This is a genomic window from Pseudomonas sp. KNUC1026 (genome assembly GCF_021650705.1).
In the GTDB taxonomy this organism is placed as follows: domain Bacteria; phylum Pseudomonadota; class Gammaproteobacteria; order Pseudomonadales; family Pseudomonadaceae; genus Aquipseudomonas.
Genome location: NZ_CP087138.1, coordinates 1,712,041 through 1,732,462, shown reverse-complemented (window position 1 = coordinate 1,732,462; position 20,422 = coordinate 1,712,041). Strand labels below are relative to the sequence as shown.

The window sequence follows — 20,422 nt, the reverse complement described above, 5'->3', positions numbered from 1 at the left end:
GTTACCCAAAGCGCCACATCAGTCGCCCATATCAAACCAGCTGTTTAGACGGTATCAAGCAAATTTCTCAAAAACGAAAAAAAACGCGAACGGACTCTTATGCTGCAAAGAAATCCGAATCGGGATCCAGACTTGTCCTCTATCGGCAGCATGGATCATGCATAATGGCGGCAAACCGCCATTATGGTTATGCTGCCACGAAAGGACTCGAATGAACCATTCCGATTTATGCTTGAAACCAATACATGAATTACTCGCCAACGAAGATGGCGAGCCTACGCAATTCTGGATTCCTGCATACCAGCGAGGTTACCGTTGGAAGCCGCTGCAGGTGACTCAGTTACTGGAAGACATCCGCGAGTTCAGCCAGCGCCGCAACCCACAGCCGCAAGAGTTTTACTGCCTGCAGCCATTGGTGGTCAAGGCCACGGAAAAAGGCCCGTTCGAGGTAGTCGACGGGCAACAACGGCTTACCACGATTCTATTGATTCTGCGTCACTTCAATGAGCGGGCTTCGGAAAAGTACCGGCAGAAGCTGTTCACCCTCGACTACGAAACACGGCCTGACCTGTCGGCGTTCCTTGACACGCCCAGTGAGGCCGACGCAAGCAAGAACGTAGACTATTTCTACCTGTTCAATGCCATCAGTACTATCGAACTATGGTTTAGCACACGTGGCCATGAAGTCGACGAAATCAAGTCGACGCTGCTTAACAAAACCCGGGTCATCTGGTTTGAACTCAACGCTCAGGACAATGCTGTAGATGCCTTCACTCGCTTGAACGTCGGCAAGATTGCACTGACAGACGATGAGCTGATCCGCGCGCTTTTTCTCAGGCGTAGTGATGATAACGATCCAGACGCCGCTGGCCGCCAAATGAGGATCGCTCACGAATGGGATCAGTTGGAAAAAGCCTTGCAGTCGGATGATTTCTGGTACTTCCTCAGTAACCAGCAGAGCCAGTCTCAGAACCGCATCGGCCTACTTTTCGAATTGGTAGCCAAATCTGATGGCTTTGGCGTTGGCACACACCATGATGAGCACAGTATTTTTCATGCCTACAGCAAGCGCCTGAAGATTCCCGGCACTGCATCGAAGGAATGGCTGCGCATCAAGCAAATGTTCATGATGCTTGAGGAGTGGTTTGAAGACCGCACGCTCTATCACGTTGTCGGGTTCCTGATTTATCAGGGTATGAATATCGCGCGCATCTGCGAACTGTCACTGCACACCACAAAAAGTGCATTCGAACGCAAGCTGCGCAAAGCCGTGTTCGCTCGAACCATCGGTGACGAAGACCTGGACGCCCTGACGGAGGGATCGCTGCACGCGTGTATCAGCGAACGCCTTGCAGAACTGGAGTATGACCGTGATTCGTCGAGCATTCGCTCGCTGCTGTTGTTATTCAACGTGGCGACCCTGCTGGACAACCCACGCTCCAACTTGCGCTTTCAGTTCGAGAGTTTCAAAAATGGCGAGTGGGACATCGAGCATGTACGCTCGGTGGCCTCCAGCCGCCCGGTTCGCCTGCATGACCAGGTGGGCTGGCTAACGCTATGTGCCGGTTACCTGGAAGCCCAGAATGTCAGTGATCAGGCGACGCAGGTGAGGCTGCTGAACAGCATCAGGGCTTTCATCAAGCAACCCAGGGAAGCCCGCTCGGGAGAGGCGTTCGAAACACTCTACAAAAAACTGTTGGCTCTCTTTCATGAAAATGACGAAGCGCCCACCGATCAGGGTATTTCCAACCTGGCCCTTCTGGATAAAGGCACGAACCGCAGTTACAAGAACGCTGTATTCGCCGTCAAGCGCAAGGCGCTGCTGGCCCTGGATCAGTCAGGAATTTTTGTACCACTGTGCACCCGCAATGTGTTCCTCAAGTGCTACAGCCCACAAGCTGATCATGTGATGTTCTGGAGCAAGGAAGACCGTGAAGCATACCAGGCTGAAATCACCCGAGTCCTCGTACGCTTCTTCAGTGCCCCGAAGGAGATCAACCCATGAGCGATACCGGCAGTCAGATCACATTGAAACAGCTGCTGAGCCGCCATCAGCATATTCAGATCCCGATGATCCAACGCGACTATGCTCAAGGCCGCCAGGCAGCCGAGGATGTGCGTGAAGAGTTCCTCGGTACGCTGAAGCAGGCATTTGCTCTGGAACCGAACGACAACGCCCTGCCTCTGAACCTTGACTTCATCTATGGGAGCGTAGAGAAAGACGAAGAGTCGAAGCTTTTTTTGCCGCTCGATGGCCAGCAACGGCTGACAACACTGTTTCTATTGCACTGGTATCTGGCCTGGCGAGACGGCAGCCAGGACGAATTTCGCCAGACATTTTGCGAAAGCAAAGGCTCGCGCTTCTCTTACAAAGTACGACCGAGCAGCGCCGAGTTCTTCGATGCATTAGTAGGCTTCTGGCCTGCGCGCGATGCTGCTGACGGGTCTTCATTGTGCAGCCTGATCACCGACCAGGCCTGGTTTTTTCGATATTGGCGCCTGGACCCGACCATCCAGTCTTGCCTGACCATGCTCGATGGTATACACCGGCATTTTGCCGAAGTCAGGGGAGCCTACACTCGCCTGATGGACGTACAGCAACCGGTGATTACCTTTCAGTTGCTTGATCTGGACCATTTCGGGCTGTCCGACGATCTGTACATAAAGATGAACGCTCGGGGCAAACCACTGACGGCTTTCGAGACATTCAAAGCCCGCTACGAGCACGAACTCAAGAGCCAATTCGCTGACGAAACCAGGGCCATCGGCGATCAGACATTCACCGTCGCCGATTACTTTGCACGACGTATGGATACCCGCTGGGCAGACTTCTTCTGGGGCTATCGCGACAAAGAAACCCATCTTTACGACGATGCAATCATGAACTTCTTCCACGCCGTGGCTTTTATCTGCCGCGACCCGGAAAAGCCAAGCTACCTTGAGGAAATCAGCACCTTCAGGGGCAAACCACTGAAGTCAGCTTACGCCTTGTACCACAGGGATGGATGGCTGGAACGCGAATTCTCCGCCACCCTCATGCTGCTTCTGGAAACATGGGGCGCTCAGGAAAACCAGTTCACACCCTTGTTGCCAGAAAACCCGTACTTCAATGAGGAGGCCCTTTTCCAGCAGTTGGTCGATGACCCGGCGGCTTTAGCCTATACCGATCTCGTTCAGTTTTTCGCCTACGTGACTTTCATTCGAGCGGCAGGCGAAACGCATGGGCCAGAGGCTTTGCTGGAGTGGATGCGGATAGTTTTCAATCTGTCGGTCAATACCAGCTACGACCGCCCCGGGGACATGCAACGTAGCCTTCTGGCAGTCCGTGCATTGCTGCCCCATGCCGGCAATATACTTGGCTATTTTGCGACCGCCGAAAAACCGACCGCTGGCTTTTCCCTGCAACAAATCAGCGAAGAGCAGTTCAAGGCTGAGCTCTTGCTGGCCCATGATGGCTGGCGCAAACCGATCGAGCATGCGGAAAAACACGGTTACTTCAAGGGCCAGATCGAATTTCTACTGGAGTTCAGTGGTGCGATAGCCAAGCGGCGCGACACGGGAGGGGTGCAGTGGAAGGCAAACGAACATCGCGCGCTTCAACAAAGCTTTTCGAAATATCTGAGTAAAGCAGAAGCGATGTTCGGTGCGCGCGGCCTGAATAGCCTGCCTGACTTTCGCTGGGAGCGGGCCCTGCTTTCATTGGGCGATTACTTGCTACCCAGCGGCTATAACTACTCGTTTCTGGTCAATTCCACGACCGAGCAGGCCAGTTGGAAGCGACTATTGCGTGGTGGCGCTGGAGAACAGGTGCAGGCGGCGCGTGCGCTTTTGCAATTGCTGTTGCAACAGATCGACTTTGACTCTTCTGTTGAAGAGCAACTCGATGAAGTGATTGCCAATGCCGAAGGCCTCGAGCCCTGGCGCCAGATCATGGTGGATACGCCAGCTGTATTCGAATATTGCGATGGGCATGCATTACGCTGGGAGGGCGACTGCATCTATCTGCTCAAAAAAAGCCGCATGAGCGGGATGCACGCCGAGCTGTTCAGCTACAACCTATCGCTAGAGCTCGATGCAGAACCATCCAAAAAAAGGCTCTTGCCATTGCGAAAACTGAGCTACCAGCCTGTAAGTGGTTCCGAATCAGAGCCCGCTCTGTGCCTGGCGCTCACATTTCGGAGCCGCACCTTGTACTTCCGGGTCTATTCGGAGTCCGGGCACTTCACGATTCAAACGCTCAGAAAGCCTCTCAAACCCATACCCGGTTTTGAAAAACTGCTCTCCGAGGCACTCAAGTTCGATGTGCAAAAGGAGGACCTCAAACTGAAAGTTTCACGAGCACGCATCCACACTACGCTAAAAGCGATGGCCAAAGCGGTCAAAGCGCTTGAGACGCAGAATGGCTGAAGCCAGTGATGTGATGCCTGCAATTTTACTGGATAGCAATTGACGTTTTCGACACATTCCGATGCCCAAGGATGGGCATCGATTGAATGCGATCAGATGAGAGTAGCGACATGCCAACGATAACAGGAACGAAAGAAAAGCATGAAAGAAGAAATACGCGCCGCCGCTAAAAAAGCGTTGAAGAAAGGTGTACTGGACGATGAGATCTATAATTCGGACGTCATAGAAGCATTCGTCTCACCTTACGAAAAAAGCATTGAGTGCCATGTTGATATACCCATCAGAAAACTCATAGCTCTTCGACGTAGAGAGTTCTACGCTCCATGCGCCACGTGGCGTGAAGCCGCACTGAGTCTGCACTGCAAAGGGTGGGATCCATTTCGTGCCGACATTGTTCGTTATTTCACATCCGACCTCATGGACAAACCATTTCCAGCCCCAGGCGCGGAAGGGGAATTACGGATCGGATTCGCGGGAGGCGCCATTTATTGCAAATTGGGAAATCACCGTGCAGTTGCGGCCAAGGCCTGGCTGGCAGGTAATTTCGGCGAAAACGAAGTTTTTAAAAAAGCGAAATGCTTTTATCGAAAAATCATCCCGTCACTAAAGGATTTGATGAAGAGATGCTTGAAGGAAGGCTCCACCTTGAAATACGCCAGCGTATCGACTGATCACACATATCTCAGAGCGCACGGCATATGTGATCTGTTTATGGTAAAAAGCAAGTGCTCAGGCTTTGAAATTTATGAATTGGACAATACGCTTGGCACGCTGACGCCTATAGCGCCCAGTGAAAATCCAATTCACCGGATTTTGAGGTTGGATTTACGATCGAAGTGCGCGCGCCTGAAATTCGAAAAAATCCCGGTCAAGCTCATTGAAACAATGCTCGATGACAGCGCGGCTGATGAACTTCTCGTTGCATGCCGTAAGGCGAGCGTTTGACCTCCAGGCTCTACAGGAAATGTCTTCCAGCCAAGGCCAGGCAAGGCGAAAACAGGCGAGGAAGTGGCCGGGCTCGCAATCGAGCCGGTTCTCAACGCGGCATGGGCGAGCCCGGATGCATTCGTACAGAGCCTAGAACCCTTTGCTGACCGTAACCCACCCTCTCACAGGCGACTGGTCTGCAACCAGAGAGGGCGCACTGCCCAGCCGGTTGGCGACGGAGACAGAGGCCTGCCACTGATCCGGGCCCCGCCAATTGAGGCCGACGCCAGCACCGGACAGGCTGCCACTGTTTTCGGCGTTGTTGGCCGGGTGGCGATTGACCTTTACGTAAGCGCTGTCCACAAACGCTATCGCTTGCCAATAGCCCAAAGAGCCTTTGCCCAGGTCGTGGCGCAGTTCGACAGTACCCGAGTAACCGGTGTCGCCTGAGAGTGCGCCAATGTCATACGCCCGTACGCTGTAAGGGCCACCGACGGTCATTTTTTCGGCCGAATCCAGGTTCACATCACTCCACTGCGCAGCCACGTTCACGTAGAGCGCATTGGCTGGCGTGAGCCCCTGTAGCCGGGACAGGTTCAGGTTGAATTTGGAGAAGGCTCCTTGCGACTGCGCAGCCGTGTTCACATCGTTGAAAACAACCCGCCCGCTGGTGATGCCCAGGCCCCACAGGTTGATAGCACCGCCCAACACGTCGTCACGAAGATCGCCATTAAGCCCCAACACCCAGTTATCCAGATGCCGGTCGGCCCGCAGGTCGGTCGCATCGATACGATCATCCAGCTGTTTCCGATCGAATTGCGCCTGAACATAGACATTAGCGTTGCGGCTGCGCATCAACGGGTGCCGTACCCAGGCACTGCCCACCATCGCAGTGCCATTGGCGTCCAGGTCCGAGATGTTCTGGCCCAATCGATAGCGAAGATAGGAATAGGACGCACCGGCACGGGTCCCCTGCCCATTCACCAATGCCTCGTATGAGAGGCGTGAATAGTTCATACCCTCCCCGTCGTCAGCAAGGTAGCGCTGAGAACGTCCCCCAGGTGAAGCGGGTTGAGCACATTGAAGTTGGCGGACAGTCGCCCACGGTCCGTGTACTTGTTGCCGTAGTTGTCTAGCGCAACGTTGGCAAAGGCGTTGGGATTCTGATGGGCCGCAACATTCAGGTCAGATGTCGCAACATCACTACCGGGCTTCAACGTTGCGGCGACCCCGACACCTGGAATGTCCGACAGCAACAGCAAGCTGCGGTTGAGCGAATCGTCATCGATCACCGAGCCACTGTGCAGCGGCGCAATGGTTGACTGGAGGAGACTGTCGCGCACCTCACTCTGGTTATCGAGTTGTACCTTCCCATAGTGAGCTTCGATCACTTGGAGAGTGACTACACCGTCCTTGATTGTCTGCGCCGGAATAATCGCCCGCGTCAGTTGGTAACCGTGGTTCTGGTAATACGCAGTGATGCGGCTGGCAAGTTCACCCACTTGCCGCAAGGTCAGTGGCTGGCCTTCCTGATCGGCCACAAGGCGGTGGAGTTCGTCGGTGGGGAATATCGTATTTCCCGTTATCCGGAGCTGCTTGACAAAGAATGGGGCCGACTCCGGCAATGTCGCATTGGCCTTGGGCTGCGCCTTCAATGAAGGCGCGGACGATGGAGATGAAGACGGCAACGTGGGCTGCAACTGCTGCAGGATGGTACCGGCGTCCGGAGTGACTTGAGCGTAAGCCGAAGCGGCAAGGCCATTCAGAAAAAAGGCGGCAACCAGAGGCTTGTAGGCCAGCGCTAATACATTTCTATTGTTCATGAAGACCTACTCAGAGACGCTGACAGCGACAGGGGGAAGTTGGACGCCACCGTTCTGAATGCTGAGCATCGGTGCCTGGGCTCCAAAGCCGACGGAGGTATTTACGAATGCCGTGTTGCCGTTATTTTCGTTGCTCTCGTTAGCGTTGGCACCGCCCTGCTGCAAGCCACGCACCTCCAGGGTGGTCGACTGCATCAACGCTCGAGGCTGGGCAGTCGCCTGAGTTGGCAAGTTGGCCGACAGGACCTGTGCTACCGCATTCTGAGTGGTCCGAAGCGAGCCTGCGGTAACGAGCGTCGCTACAGGCGTAGCGATACTGGCAGGGGCAATCGTGATATCGGCCAATGTCGTTGTTTGGCCACTCAACGTGTAGTTGGCGCTGTCGCTGCCACTCAAACTGTTGCTCAGGTTAACGACCTTCCCACTGCCTACAGCGGCGTCAACGAAAGTGCCATTCGAAACCAGGTTGACGGCGTCGCCCCCAACCAGGCCGGCCAACACGGCGTTGCGTATATCGGTAGTGGCCCGTTGAGTACCATCGAATACTTTGTTGTTGGCAGTGATGCCGGAAAGAGAAAGAGAGGCAGGTGTTATGTTTGCCGTCAGGTTCGATGGCAGGACAAGACTGTAGTTGCCTGCGTCAGTGCCGGTCAGGGTGTAGCCACTGACAGTCACCACCTTGCCGGTGCCGGCATGCTTGTCGGTGAAGGCGCCAACGCCGCTACCGTTCACGGAGACCGCATCGCTGCCCAACGCCGTGATCGAGCCAGACCCGGTCAGCACCGCTGCGGTGCTGCCATCGTAGACCTTGTTGCTGACGCCCAGGCCCGTCAGCAGCAGATCGAGCTTGCTGATGGTAGCGCTCAGGCCTGACGACGGAGTGAGGGTGTAGTTGCCAGCATCAAGGCCCGCGAGGCTGTAGCCACTGACATTTACCGCCTTGTTGATGCCAGCATTCCTGTCGGCGAAAGCAGCCGAGCCACTGCCGGTCAGGCTGACATCGTCGCCGGCGACACCGGCAACCGCAGCAGTGCCAGTCAGGGTTGCCGAGGTGGTGCCGTCGTAGGCCTTGTCGGCCACCGAAACGCCCACAACGCTCAGGTTCGCCTTGTTGATGGTGGCCGTGAGGCCAGTCGGCTGCACAGTGTTGTAGTTACCGGCGTCCGCGCCGCTCAGGCTATAGCCGATAACGGTGACGGCCTTGCTGCTGCCGGCGTTCTTGTCGGCAAAAGTGGCGCTGGCCGGTCCCGTTACGTTGACGACGTCGCTGCCGAATGCTGCCACCACGGCCGTGCCGGCTAACAAAGCGTTGGTCGTGCCGTCGTAGGTGCGGCTCAGTGCGGTAACACCAGTGACGTTCAGATCGGCCTTGGCGATGTCAGCCGTGAGGCCGGTCGGTGCGACCAGGTTGTAGTTGCCGGCGTCAGCGCCCGTCAATGTGTAGCCGTTGACAGTCGCCGCCTTGCCCATGCCGGCATTCTTGTCGACGAAGGTGCTGCCTGCCCCGCTCCCGCCGACGGACACGACATCGCTCCCCAATGCCGTAACTGAACCCGTACCCGAAAGGGTCGCTGCGGTGGTGCCATCGTAGACCTTGTTGCTGACGCTCAGGCCCGTCAGCAGCAGATCCAGCTTGCTGATGGTGGCGCTCAGGCCTGCCGATGGAGTAAGGGTGTAGTTGCCGGCATCAAGACCTCCGAGGGCGTAGCCACTGACATTCACCGCTTTGTTGACGCCGGCATTCTTGTCGACGAAGACGGCCGAGCCACTGCCTGCCACGCTGACGTCGTCGCCGGCGACACCTTCCACCGCTGCAGTGCCTGCCAGTGTTGCCGAGGTGGTGCCGTCGTAGACCTTGTCGGCCACCGAAACACCCGCAACGCTCAGGCTCGCCTTGTTGATGGTCGCCGTGAGGCCGGTCGGCTGCACAGCGTCATAGTTGCCCGCATCCGCCCCGCCCAGGGTATAGCCGGTGACGGTAACGGCCTTGCCGCTGCCGGCATTCTTGTCGGCGAACGTGGCGCTACCTGCTCCGGTCACGTTGACGACATCACTGCCGAATGCAGCTACGGCGGCCGTGCCGGCCAGCGTGGCGTTGGTCGTGGCGTCGTAGGTACGGTTATTTGCGGTAACACCCGTGATGTTCAGGCTGGCCTTGGCGATGTCAGCCATAAGGCCGGTCGGTGCGATCAGGTTGTAGTTGCCGGCGTCAGCGCCTGTCAGCGTGTAACCGCTGACGACGACGGCCTTGCCCGTGCCGGCATTCTTGTCGGCAAAGGTGCTGCCTGCGCCGCTGCCGGCGACGGAGACCACATCGGAGCCGATGGCGGACACGGAGGCGCTACCGCTCCATCGTGGCGTTCACAGTGCCGTCATAGGTCTTGTTGCTGGCCGAAATGCCGAAGAGTGCGAGGTCGAGCTTGCTGATGGTGGCGCTCAGGCCTGGCGACGAATTGAGGGTGTAGTTGCCGGCATCAAGGCCCGCGAGACTGTAGCCACTGATATTCACCGCTTTGTTGATGCCGGCATTCTTGTTGTTGAAGGTGGCCGAGCCGCTACCGTTCACACTGACGTCGTCGCCGCCGATACCACTAACCGCTGCAGTGCCGGTCAAAGTTGCCGAGGTGGTGCCGTCGTAGGTCTTGTCGGCCACCGAGACCCCCGCGACGCTCAAGCTCGCCTTGTTGATGGTGGCCGAAAGGCCGGTCGGCTGCACGACGTTATAGTTGCCGGCGTCCGCACCGCTCAGGCCATAGCCCGTCACCGTGACAGCCTTGCCGCTGCCGGCATTCTTGTCGGCGAACGTGGCGCTGCCTGTTCCGGTTACGTTGACGACATCGCCGCCGAATGCCGCTACGGCAGCCGTGCCGGCCAGCGCGGCGTTAGTGGTGCCGTCGTAGGTACGGCTCAGCGCGCTGACACCGGTGACGTTCAAATTGGCTTTGGCGATATCGGCCGTAAGGCCGGTGGGTGCGATCAGGTTGTAGTTGCCGGCATCAGCGCCAGCCAGCGTGTAGCCGCTGACAGTGACCGCCTTGCCCGTGCCGGCATTCTTGTCGGCGAAGGTGCTGCCTGCGCCGCTCCCGGCCACGGCAACGGCGTCGCCGCCGAGTGCGGACACGGCGGCGCTACCGGTCATGGTGGCGTTCACAGTGCCGTCATAGGTCTTGTTACTGGCTGAAATACCGGAGAGGCTTAGGTCGCGCTTGCTGATCGTGGCGCTGCTGCTATCCAGGCCATTGATTGCGTATTTGCTCGCCCCGGGACCGCTCAACGTGACGCCGGAAACCGTGACCGCTTTGCCGGTGCCCACGTTCTTGTCCGCGAACGCGGCAGTGGCACCGCTGGTGTCGATCATTACGTCAGACGGTGCACCGCCTCGTACGGCAGCTGAGCTGATCGAAGCCGTCGTGTTGCCGTCATAGGTCTTGTTGCCGATGACCGCTGCCAGGTTTATGTACATGTAGGTACTCAACAGGCTGGCGTCCGGCATCCTGATCAACAGGTCACCGCTGGCATCTGTCATTCCCGCATAGTCGGTCGGCGAGCTATAGCTGCTCGGGTTGTAGTAGATTTTGACCGTGCCGGTGGTGTTGCCGAATATATTGGACTGGGTATCAAGAATGACCGTCCCAGTACCGGTCCCTGTGTTGTCCGAGCGCAGGGCGATGCTGCCGGTACCCGAAGCCGCGTCAAGGTTGGAAGTGCCTTGCAGCTCGATATTGCGGTAGGCGCTCAGGGTGAGCGTAGTCCCGCTGGTCCAGTTGGAGCCCCCGACCAGCGTGCCGTTGGCGAGGATGATATCGCCGTTACCACTATGGCCTGTGCAGCTCAGGCCAGCCGTGCAGGTGGTGCTCGCGCCGGTTTTGATGGTCAGGTTGGACGACTGCAGAGCGGCCGTCACATCGGTATCCTTCATGTCACCCGTGCTGAAGCCATCGGAGTAAATGGTGAAGTCGTTCGGGTCGAGCAACCACTCTCCGGTCTGGCCATGAGGCGCCAGCGTGGCGACAGACGAACTCGAACCAATCGTCAGGTGCTTGCCGGATGTCTCGACACTGCCGCCATTACCGCCCGCACTGCCGCCACGGGCACTGATCTGGCCATCGAAGCGGGTCGTGCCGTCTGACCAGACGGCAACTTGGCCACCGTTTCCACGGCTGCGCGCATTCGCTTCAATCCGGCTGCCTGCGGCCACCCTGGTAGTCGCCGCTCTCTGTTGAGGCCCGAGGCCTTTGAAATTGCCGCCGACCAGCACCGAACCGCCGCCGGTATCACCGGATGCCTCGATTCGGCTGTTGGCGGCCAGCTCTACCGCTCCCCCCAGAACCTTGGCGCTACCACCGTGCTGGCCAGCGGCTGCACCTGCGACATCGAGCGTTCCATCGTTGGTCGTGATGCCTGCGCTGCCGGCCTCCAGCACGATGGCACCGTTGACGTTCTGCACGCTGCGCGCCTGCACGATGCCGGTGTTGTTCACCACACTCGCAAGCACTGTGTCGCGTGCGCCGGCGGACATCCATACCGCACCCCCGTCGGCCTGCACCAACCCGCCGTTTTCCGCCAGCGTGTCGACGGTGCTCTTGTTGATCTGAAGATTCACCAGCTTGTCGCCAGTGAAGGACAGGGTTACGTCACTGCCGGCAGCCAAGGCCGCAGCGCCGCCAGGCGTCGTGATCGTCCCCTGGTTCTCGACATGCTTGCCGACGAACGCGACATAGCCGCCATTGGCGGTGTTGATGGTGCCCTTGTTGACGACACTCCCTGCGCCAGTACCGCTGAAGGTGCGTGAATTACCAGCCGCCGCGCTGTCGTTGATGTCGAGCGTGGACGCCACCAGGCCGCCAACGTTCACTTGAGCCCCGGAGCCGAAGATCACGCCATTGGGGTTGATCAGATAGACCTGGCCATTGGCATTGAGCTTGCCCAGGAATTGAGTGGGGTTTTGATCAGCAATGCGGTTGACGGCGATTGCAGAGGTTGAAGGCTGGGAGAAGTTGACTGTCTCCGAAGCGCCGGTGTTGAACGACTGCCAGTCAAGCGACAGGTTCTGACTGCTCTGATTGATCGTAGTGACAGAGCCGTCTTGATGGACGGTGCCGCTACCCGCAGTGATTTGCCCCCAGCCGGCCCGGCATGGGCGAACGGCGCGATCATGCCGGCGGCCATCACCACCACGGCATTGAGCTTGCGCGTGCCTTTCTTGCCTTGGCCCCGGGTAAGTTCGGAGACCGCAACCCACGTTCGATGCAGATCGCTCCATACCAGACGGTAGATATGGTTCAAGGTTGCGTGTCGCATCTTCTTGTCCTTGGCAACGGCCGCGCATTCGCCGCGTTAACAGCGGCGCATCTTTGGGATTATTGAATTCGCTGAGGTGGGGCCGCTACACACCTATCCAGGCCGGGTTTGCACTGCGGCGGCATCGGCTAGAGAGCCATAAGCGCTATCTCGGCCAATGTGGCCGGATCTTGAGTGGCCGCTTTGGCAGCGCTGCTCTATGGGCGGATTTTCGTTTGATCCAGAGCGTCCGGAGCAAATGCTGCGGTGGGTACAGACATGGGATTCTGGCGATTGGCCAGCTCTTTCAGTTATCCTGCGCGGCCAAATTAATTCAAATTGTAAGGGACTATGATGAAACACCTGCGCCCGTTGGTGGCGGCAGTGTTGCTCTGCGCAACCACTCTGCCCGCCATTGCCGCCAGCACTCCCGCGCCCGCCGCTGCACCCGCCGCTGCGCACGCCCCCATAGCCAGCGAACAACCGCGCCAGACCGCCGAACAGTGGCTGGCCACGCTCAAGCAACAGCACGGCAACATCACCCTGCCCGGCGGCATCGCCAGCCTGCAACTCAACAAAGAGTTCTACTACCTGTCGCCGGACGACACCGAGCGCCTGCTGACCGAGGCCTGGGGCAACCCACCGGGCATCAAGACCCTCGGCATGATCGTCCCGACCACCGTCAGCCCACTGGCGGACAACGGCTGGGGCGTGATCATCAGCTACAAGAACGACGGCCACATCTCCGACGATGACGCCGCCAAGATCGACTACGCCGACCTGCTCAAGCAGATGAAGGCCGATGACGAGGATGACAACAAGCAGCGCCGCGAAGCAGGCTATGCCGGCGTAACCCTGCTGGGCTGGGCCGAGCCGCCGAGCTACGATCAGGCTACCCACAAGATGTACTGGGCGCGGGAGTTGAAGGCCGACGACGCCAGCCAGAACACGCTGAACTACAGCATTCGCGTGCTGGGCCGCGAAGGCGTGCTGGAGCTCAACGCCGTGGCGGCGATGGCTGACCTGCAGACCATCAAGCAGGAAACGCCGAAGATTCTTGCCTTCACCAACTTCACCGACGGTAACCGCTACGCCGACTACGACTCCAAGACCGACAAGCTGGCGCCCTATGGCCTGGCCGCCCTGGTCGCTGGTGGCATTGCCGCCAAGGCGGGCCTGTTCGCCAAGATCGGTATTGCCCTGCTGGCGTTCAAGAAATTCATCGTGCTGGGGCTGCTGGCCATTGCCGGCTTTTTCGGCAAGCTGTTCAAGCGCAAGCGCGCCTGATGCTGGCCTGGCTCACCCACTCAGGGTGGGCCACTGCCTGAAACTCAACTCGCCCCACGCACAATAGCGGTTTCCTGATCAAGGCATTGAACGCCGATGTGAAGGTTGTGCTCCTCCAGATACGGTTTGCCGTGTTCATCAATCAGGTAGAACACTTCATGCAGGTACTGTTTTCCAGACGCATCTCTGTAGCAACGAAATGCGGTGTTATCCGGAAACACCTTGCGTTTGCCTGAACAGGTCCCATGCTTTCTCCACTCGTGCTTGAACATGCCACCAGGCTTGGCCGTCACGAGCGCCTGTAGCGGTTTTTTTTCCAGCACGGCGTTCAAGTCAGTGTCCGTCATCGCACAGGCCTCTTCCCCGTTACACGCAGGCGAGGTTGTACAAAACTGAGGGGGGCGATCGGTGCGTTCGCCATCGCTCCCGCTGTACGGCCATAGGTCATGAGTCAAAACTGCTCGGGAGGCTAATCACAACCTGCAGTGGCTGGGCTCATATTGCAGAAAGTAGGCTGCCAAGTGACGGAGTTGACAAGGAAACGGACGGGCGGAACATTATCGGTTCATTCCTTTAATAAACAGCGCCGTCGGTGCGGCGACCATTTGATCAAACGAGTATTCCGCAGCTGCGTTTACTAGAAGGTTTGCCGGGCGTTAGTCGAGCCCTAGCCAGCCCCAATCTTATAGGCTCAGCCCCTTGCTACCCTATCATTGTTACTAGTTGTGAGCCTACCTGACCTACCGTTAACTGATGTTCTTATCCAACGGACAGGAGCACTCCCATGGTTTGGCATAGGTGCAACACCAACATCAGGCTCAACGACAAGTCGAGCAAGACGGTGCACTCGCTGAGTGTACACGACGCTATCACTGAGGCCCCCGTGCCCGGTTCACCAATGTCATTTAGCTTTGATGATGACAGCACCCAGGATAAATGGCCTTCACGGGTTCGTGCGAAACTCGAGGCATCGCCCTTGGGCGACTATCTGCGGCTGGGAACCGAAACCGCAGTGGACGGTGATATCGATGCTGAAAAGACCGTTGACTTCTGGCACGTCGATAAGCCGCTGCGGGTTTTTATTAGCGGGTTTGAAAGGATCGACAATGAAATCGCCTGGCCCAGCGCGCTTGCCCCTGCGCGCTTTCTGGGCATTGTCGAATCCGCACAAACATTGAGCGATCTGTTTTCAGAGTACTCAGCGCCAGCCCAAGTCTATGAATATGTAGTTCCGTTTACCGAGCAGGGGATCGCACTTATTGTTCGTCGCGTTTGTTGGAGCGCCTCGCAAGACAGGGTTGGTTCTCAGCTCATTTCACAACCGGCACTTGATCTGGACCTCAGCAAGGTCGATTTCGCAGCCCATCAAGAAGCATGGATGGGTGTACTTTCATTGGCTGACCCCGTTGAACGCCGATTCAGTTTCCGTGTGCATGGGGAAAATGGCACTCAGGATCATCATGCGCTCGCCACCCTATGTTCGTTGACACACCCACTACCACACCGTGATGCCTGGATCAGCGCGACGGTACACGGAGGCAAATACCTCACCTTCGAGCATCAGGGAGAAAAGGTTCTGCTACTTGCCCCTGGTGCAGGCTTCAAAACGCTCGAGCTGGACGCCCCGGCTGTTTCTACTGCCTACGCCCTCCAATCTGCTTTGCTTATTGTTACGGGTCAGAAAGACGAAGAGACCGAGGCTCAGGCGACCGAGGCTCAGGAACGTTTACTTCTATTGCCCGCTGTCTGGCCGAGCAATGTTGAAGCGCTGCGTTGCAATGGAATCGCCCTGCTCAACTTCTATCTCAGTGACGATAACAGCAAGGTACGATTGCACGAAGGTACCCCAATCGAGCTGCCCGGCTACACGTACTGCGACAGGATCGTGGCCAATGTTCACCAGACATTACCAGAGCAACTTTATGCCTTGGTAGAGGCCGACTTGGAACTTACCGATATCCAACTGTCGATCTACGACACGCCAATAGACCGTCAAGGCGACCTGCCCGGGTTCCTCGGTGCCGCACTGCCCGGCTGGGCATTGCCCCCTGCTCCGCTGCTGTTCGACTGGTCTCAAGTGCCGGGTACTTCGCTGAATGACTGGTTGCCCAACGTCGTTGGCTTTGACCACACCACCCGCCCCAGCACCACCGGAAGGTGGAACAGCCCCTGCTACCTACTGGCAGACCGGTCACTGGCGATCGGCGAAACGCTCCACGTGTTCGCCCAGTTCATCCAGGATGGCGCGGTGGTCGAGAAAGTCAGCCTGCGCGCCACTCAGGAAAACTATCAGCGCGAGCAGTGGCCAAAGGTGCTGGCAGAGCAAGTAAATGCCTCATTCAGCCTGAGCGGAACACGCCTCCAGATAGGTACTGACGACGCTGGAGCATTCACCATCGCCAGTGACACACCCGACAGTGACACCTTTGCCACCCTCAATGACGATAAGCGCAATGCCGTCAACCGGCTGTGGGGCTATGGCAGCGATGTGCGCATCACCAGCACCGCGCCGTTCATGGCCAACCTGGTGTGTGCCCTGCCCCTGCCATACACCGACTTGCTGCCGGGCACCCGCCTGTGCATACAGGTGCGAGATGCCACTAGCCAGCGCCTGCTCGAAAACCACCTGTTCACCCCGCAAAAAACCTGTCTTGAAGCCCACCAGTGGCCGCAATCGCTATGCCACTTCCTCAACAACCGCAGTGACTGGCTCAAGGCAGGGCGGTTGTTCGGGCCGTCAGCCTGGGTCATTCCGAGCGCGAGCAGTAACGCTATATGGATCCCTCAGGAATCCGACGTGTCGGTCACCATCGAGCCGCTGCACTGGCAGAAATATGCCTCGTTCACTGCGCGTGAACCTTTTGAAAACGGGCAGCGAGTCGTGCTGCATGTTCACGACCCCGCTACGGGCAAACCGATGCCCGGCTCGCCATTGAGCTTCAGCCCGGATTCAACGGCATGCCCTCAGGCTTCCTGGCCGGCTGCCTTGGCAAGGGCGTTGATGCAATCGCCGCTGGCTGATTATCTTCGGTTGGGCAAAACCGATGCACCCGGCGCTGGCGCTCTCGATGATGGCGATACCTCAGGCGTCTGGTGGACACCTGAACCTGCCACTGAGGATTTGGTTCGACGGCCCCCACGTTCAACCACTGGATTGGCAGGCCGTGCTGAGCGATGACGGGCAACCGCTGCTACTGTCATCGCTCTACCAGGCGCCCTACAGCGCTGTCGATATCCTTTTCAAAGACCGCCGAACGCAAATGGTTACGGGGCATCTGTCGTATAGCCCTGAGATCACGGGCCAGGCAAACGACAAAGCGAGTTGGTTCCGCGGGCTGTACAACAGCCTTTGGACAAGCCACCCAGTCTACTGTGCTCTTGCTGCAAGCAAGCCCGAAGCAAATCGATGGGGTGCTGCCAGCAGCGACGTTGAAAAATGGCAACTGTGGCTCCCACGGCAAGCAGACATGGAAATGGTTATCGACGTTGCGCCGAAGAATCCGGTGGCGCATAACGGCCAATGGCCTGTTGTGTATGACTATGCAAACGACCTTGAGCCAGGAAAGGAATACTTGATTCATGCCAGCTACGCCAGCACGGGGCAACCTGTGCCAGGGTCGCCGATCAAGTTCATCTGTACAGAGGCCAACAGCAGTTCCCTGAAATGGGTACCTGCACTCATGGCCGTGTTAAACAGCCACGCCTGGGCGAAAGACGTTTCCATCACTTTCCCTCAAGAAAACGACCCCTATAGAATCCGCATTAGCAATACATCTCCCGATATCCTCTTCGCCCTCGACCCCGAAGATGTTGTACTACGCGTTCAACGAAGCACTCAACGCTGAAATTCGCACCCCCGTTCGTATAGACGAATGGTACAAGTCGCCCACTACCGCCCTCTCCATCGGACCCCGGCGTCTGGTATATATCCCGGCCGCAGATGGAAGTGTGACTGACAAGCGCAGCTGGCTGCAGGGCCTATACAACGCACTGTACTGCCAAGTGTTGAAAAACAACTGGGACTTCATAACAGTCAGCAACGACCGCCCCGCATACGCCCTCTGGAGCTTGACCAAGCCTGATTCATTCAGGATCTGGATGCGCCCGGGGTACGGACACTTGGTGATCAAAGAGTTGGAGCGCAGTGATAACGCCACTCGACCTGCACCCGTATCGACGCCTGGCTTCAGTGATCCCTGGATGCTCGAGGATATGCTGCTGCAACAGGGCAGCTTTCTCGCTGGTAGCCCAGCGTGCGTCAGATGGACAGGAACCTATTCTACGGAACACTTCAAGTCGCCCTACCTGACCTCTGCCATCCAGGCGACGAAGTCCGTGATATCGGACATAGGCAAGTTACCGAGCAGTGCCGACGTACCTGCCCATGATGAAGAGATCATCACGTGGGTAGGCAGGGTGGCGTCTGCGGCCAACCTGTACAGCAGCCTGAAAGCACTGCCAGATCTGTATGCCCATGCCCTACTTCGAGAAACGCTCGAAAACATGGACGCCGGCACACTTCAGGAGGCCCTGCACTACCGCCTCAGCCTGGATAAAGGGCAGAAACTCCATGAGCCCTCACGCTGGCTGATCCACTTCGATGATGAGGTGCGCTCATTGGCGCCGTTGCAGTGCAATGGCCGGGAGCTGTCCGCAGTGCTGACCACCGAGAAATCGCCGATGGTGTTCACGTTACGGTTGCTACCCGACGTGTTCAAGGCCGGTGTGCGCCTGTTGTTCTGCCATGTTGAACCCGGTAACTGCCTGAGCATGGGCCTGTACCTGCCTGATTACCCAGCATGGCCTGCTACCCAGGTGAACACACCGGTTCCACTGGCATCGACATACTTCACCACTGACAGCGCACTTCATCATTCCCCCAGGCAGGTGTCCATTCTGCCGCCGCTGCGCGGCAAGGCATTCAAGCCTCAGGACACGCTGTGCGCGGACTATAGCAACACGATACAGTCCGAAGTCTACGACGTCAGCGGCGTAGTGGAGAACGGTGTAGACCCCCGCACCGGCTTGTTCCACGCCCACTACCCCATTGCCACCGTGCAGGGTACCGAAGGTTTGGGGCCAGTGCTTGAGCTGAACATCCATTATTCAGCGCGCCGTGCCAATGAGGGTGCACTGGGTGACGGCTGGGCGTTTCGCTTCTCATCGTTCGACAACCGCCTGCGTCTGCTCACCCTCGGCACCGGCCAGACCATCCAGCTCACCGCGGCTGAGGTCTATCAACTCTGCAAAACACCCGACCAAGTGCTGGATAAAGGCTTTTGCCGGCTCAGCCAGGGTATTGCCGAGGGGCGCCTTGACAAGAACCTCACCTGCCTGAGCAGCGTAACCATTACTTACCTTTCTCAACGGGTAGAGGTACTGGCCAAACCTGATCTACACGATGGACAAGAGGCCAGTGAGCAGTACCGCAACGCGGTCAAGTCTCGCCTGAACACCGTCAAGTCGAACTTGACGCACTGGATCGACAAGGAAGATATAACCGATGACCAGAGCAAAAATTTCAAGGCTTCACGGACGGCTGTAGAAGAAAACCTGCGCGATATGTCGCGCAAGGCATTTATTCTTGCCGCGAAAACCATCACCTCTCCCCAGGGCGGTACCCTCGGCCTGAAATGGCAGGGCTGGAAAGGCCATGTCCGCTTGCTGAGTATTCATAGCGGTGAGCACTGCCTGCTACGGGCGGACCATGAACAACCCGTCAACATTGGGCGCTACTCCAGTACTTTTCATGTCTGGCCAGGTACGGCCGAAGCGTATCAGGTCACCCTGAGCATAGAGGACTGCCTGCTCAGAACCCTGGTACGCAAGGCCGATGACAAGTCCCCCGCCGTCCAGCAGGTGCATTACGGCTACCAAACCGACAAAGCCCTGGATCGAGTGCTCTGTTCCATTCGTGAGGAAGACGGCTCTCTCGAGGTTGTCAGTTGCGAGCCTCAGGTCTCCCGGCCGAAAGTAGCTGTCAAACGCCGTAAACCCGAACGCTCATATTCGTATGGCGAGCCAGACGAGGACATGCAGGAAGAGGATTCGGCGCGCCTGGACCCCGAGGACGAGGACATGCTGGAACAGGATTCAGCGCGCCTGGACCCCGAGGACGAGGACATGCTGGAACAGGATTGGGCGCGCCTGGGCCCCAAGGACGAGGACTTGCCCACTCCCCTGCCCCGTGTGATGCGCCACACCTTCGTGCCTGGCGCTGAGCAGGAAACGATCAGTCACCGTTGGCGCTGGTCCGCATACGACCGTGATCCGCGCTTTGGCGATAGCAGTTTTACCTCGACCGAAACACTGGAAGTGCACGCCTCTGCTGGCGCTCCGTTCACACAACGTATCTGGGGAGTGCGAAACGGCATGGAAGTCCCCGTGGCGATAGTGGAAGAAACACCCGGGAGTATTCGACGTATTACGACCAATACCTACCCGACCCGTACCGAGGTCACTGACGATCGAATCAGAACGCTGCTGTTGAGCCAACCGATTGCTACAGAAGTCACCTATGAAGACGTAAGCGAGCAGGCAACCCAGGAGCTGCAATCATGAGCGATAAAAAAACCTCGATCGTCAAGGAACAATCAGCGTTCCAATACACTGCCTTGGGCTTGGTATCGCGTTGTTACAGTGATCAAAGCGATACCTACAGCTGCTACTACCCTGTTGCAGCCGGCGCTGACGGGGGT

12 protein-coding genes and 1 pseudogene are annotated in these 20,422 nt (G+C 57.6%); 7 read left to right on the top strand and 6 right to left on the bottom strand.

The features are described 5' to 3' along the window. Positions 1–211 precede the first annotated feature (211 nt). The 3 genes from LN139_RS07860 to LN139_RS07850 all read left to right on the top strand — a co-directional run bounded on the left by LN139_RS07860 (position 212) and on the right by LN139_RS07850 (position 5,352). Positions 212–2,005, top strand: a complete 1,794-nt coding sequence (locus tag LN139_RS07860; RefSeq protein ID WP_236359424.1) for a DUF262 domain-containing protein — start codon at positions 212–214, stop codon at positions 2,003–2,005. Beyond that, positions 2,002–4,407 (top strand): DUF262 domain-containing protein, encoded by a 2,406-nt coding sequence (locus LN139_RS07855; protein WP_236359423.1) that lies wholly within the window; start codon positions 2,002–2,004, stop codon positions 4,405–4,407. Before LN139_RS07860 ends, LN139_RS07855 begins: the two co-directional genes overlap by 4 nt. A 141-nt stretch (positions 4,408–4,548) precedes the next feature. Then, the gene (locus LN139_RS07850) at positions 4,549–5,352 is read left to right on the top strand and encodes a hypothetical protein (RefSeq protein WP_236359422.1); all 804 of its coding nucleotides are present in this window, start codon (positions 4,549–4,551) and stop codon (positions 5,350–5,352) included. Between the two features lie 132 nt (positions 5,353–5,484). On the opposite strand, the gene LN139_RS24745 is transcribed toward LN139_RS07850, so the two are convergent. The 5 genes and pseudogenes from LN139_RS24745 to LN139_RS25510 all read right to left on the bottom strand — a co-directional run. Next, positions 5,485–6,351: a ShlB/FhaC/HecB family hemolysin secretion/activation protein gene (locus LN139_RS24745; protein WP_268944834.1), complete on the bottom strand. Its 867-nt coding sequence runs from the start codon at positions 6,349–6,351 to the stop codon at positions 5,485–5,487. Continuing rightward, the gene (locus LN139_RS24740; protein WP_268944833.1) at positions 6,348–7,157 is read right to left on the bottom strand and encodes a POTRA domain-containing protein; all 810 of its coding nucleotides are present in this window, start codon (positions 7,155–7,157) and stop codon (positions 6,348–6,350) included. Before LN139_RS24740 ends, LN139_RS24745 begins: the two co-directional genes overlap by 4 nt. A 6-nt stretch (positions 7,158–7,163) precedes the next feature. Further along, positions 7,164–9,491 (bottom strand): beta strand repeat-containing protein, encoded by a 2,328-nt coding sequence (locus LN139_RS07840; RefSeq protein WP_236359421.1) that lies wholly within the window; start codon positions 9,489–9,491, stop codon positions 7,164–7,166. A 7-nt stretch (positions 9,492–9,498) separates the two neighbouring features. Further along, positions 9,499–12,399 (bottom strand): YDG domain-containing protein, encoded by a 2,901-nt coding sequence (locus tag LN139_RS07835; protein ID WP_442964393.1) that lies wholly within the window; start codon positions 12,397–12,399, stop codon positions 9,499–9,501. Continuing rightward, positions 12,360–12,458 (bottom strand): annotated as a pseudogene (locus LN139_RS25510) (ESPR domain-containing protein); the annotation flags it as partial. The pseudogene LN139_RS25510 and the gene LN139_RS07835, both read right to left, overlap by 40 nt. 333 nt (positions 12,459–12,791) lie before the next feature. Here LN139_RS25510 and LN139_RS07830 point away from each other — a divergent pair. After that, positions 12,792–13,724 (top strand): DUF2167 domain-containing protein, encoded by a 933-nt coding sequence (locus LN139_RS07830; protein ID WP_236359419.1) that lies wholly within the window; start codon positions 12,792–12,794, stop codon positions 13,722–13,724. 44 nt (positions 13,725–13,768) lie between these two features. Here LN139_RS07830 and LN139_RS07825 read toward each other — a convergent pair whose 3' ends face one another. Next, positions 13,769–14,179, bottom strand: a complete 411-nt coding sequence (locus tag LN139_RS07825) for a ribonuclease T2 family protein (RefSeq protein WP_236359418.1) — start codon at positions 14,177–14,179, stop codon at positions 13,769–13,771. Between the two features lie 521 nt (positions 14,180–14,700). Here LN139_RS07825 and LN139_RS07820 point away from each other — a divergent pair. Genes LN139_RS07820 through LN139_RS07810 form a run of 3 tightly spaced genes read left to right on the top strand, consistent with a single transcriptional unit; the run spans position 14,701 to position 20,285 of the window. Beyond that, on the top strand, positions 14,701–16,902 hold the full coding sequence (locus tag LN139_RS07820; RefSeq protein ID WP_236359417.1) for a hypothetical protein: 2,202 nt from the start codon (positions 14,701–14,703) through the stop codon (positions 16,900–16,902). After that, positions 16,889–17,569: a hypothetical protein gene (locus tag LN139_RS07815; RefSeq protein WP_236359416.1), complete on the top strand. Its 681-nt coding sequence runs from the start codon at positions 16,889–16,891 to the stop codon at positions 17,567–17,569. The genes LN139_RS07820 and LN139_RS07815 overlap by 14 nt, the downstream gene beginning before the upstream one ends. Then, on the top strand, positions 17,532–20,285 hold the full coding sequence (locus LN139_RS07810) for a hypothetical protein (protein ID WP_236359415.1): 2,754 nt from the start codon (positions 17,532–17,534) through the stop codon (positions 20,283–20,285). Before LN139_RS07815 ends, LN139_RS07810 begins: the two co-directional genes overlap by 38 nt. Positions 20,286–20,422: the final 137 nt, after the last annotated feature.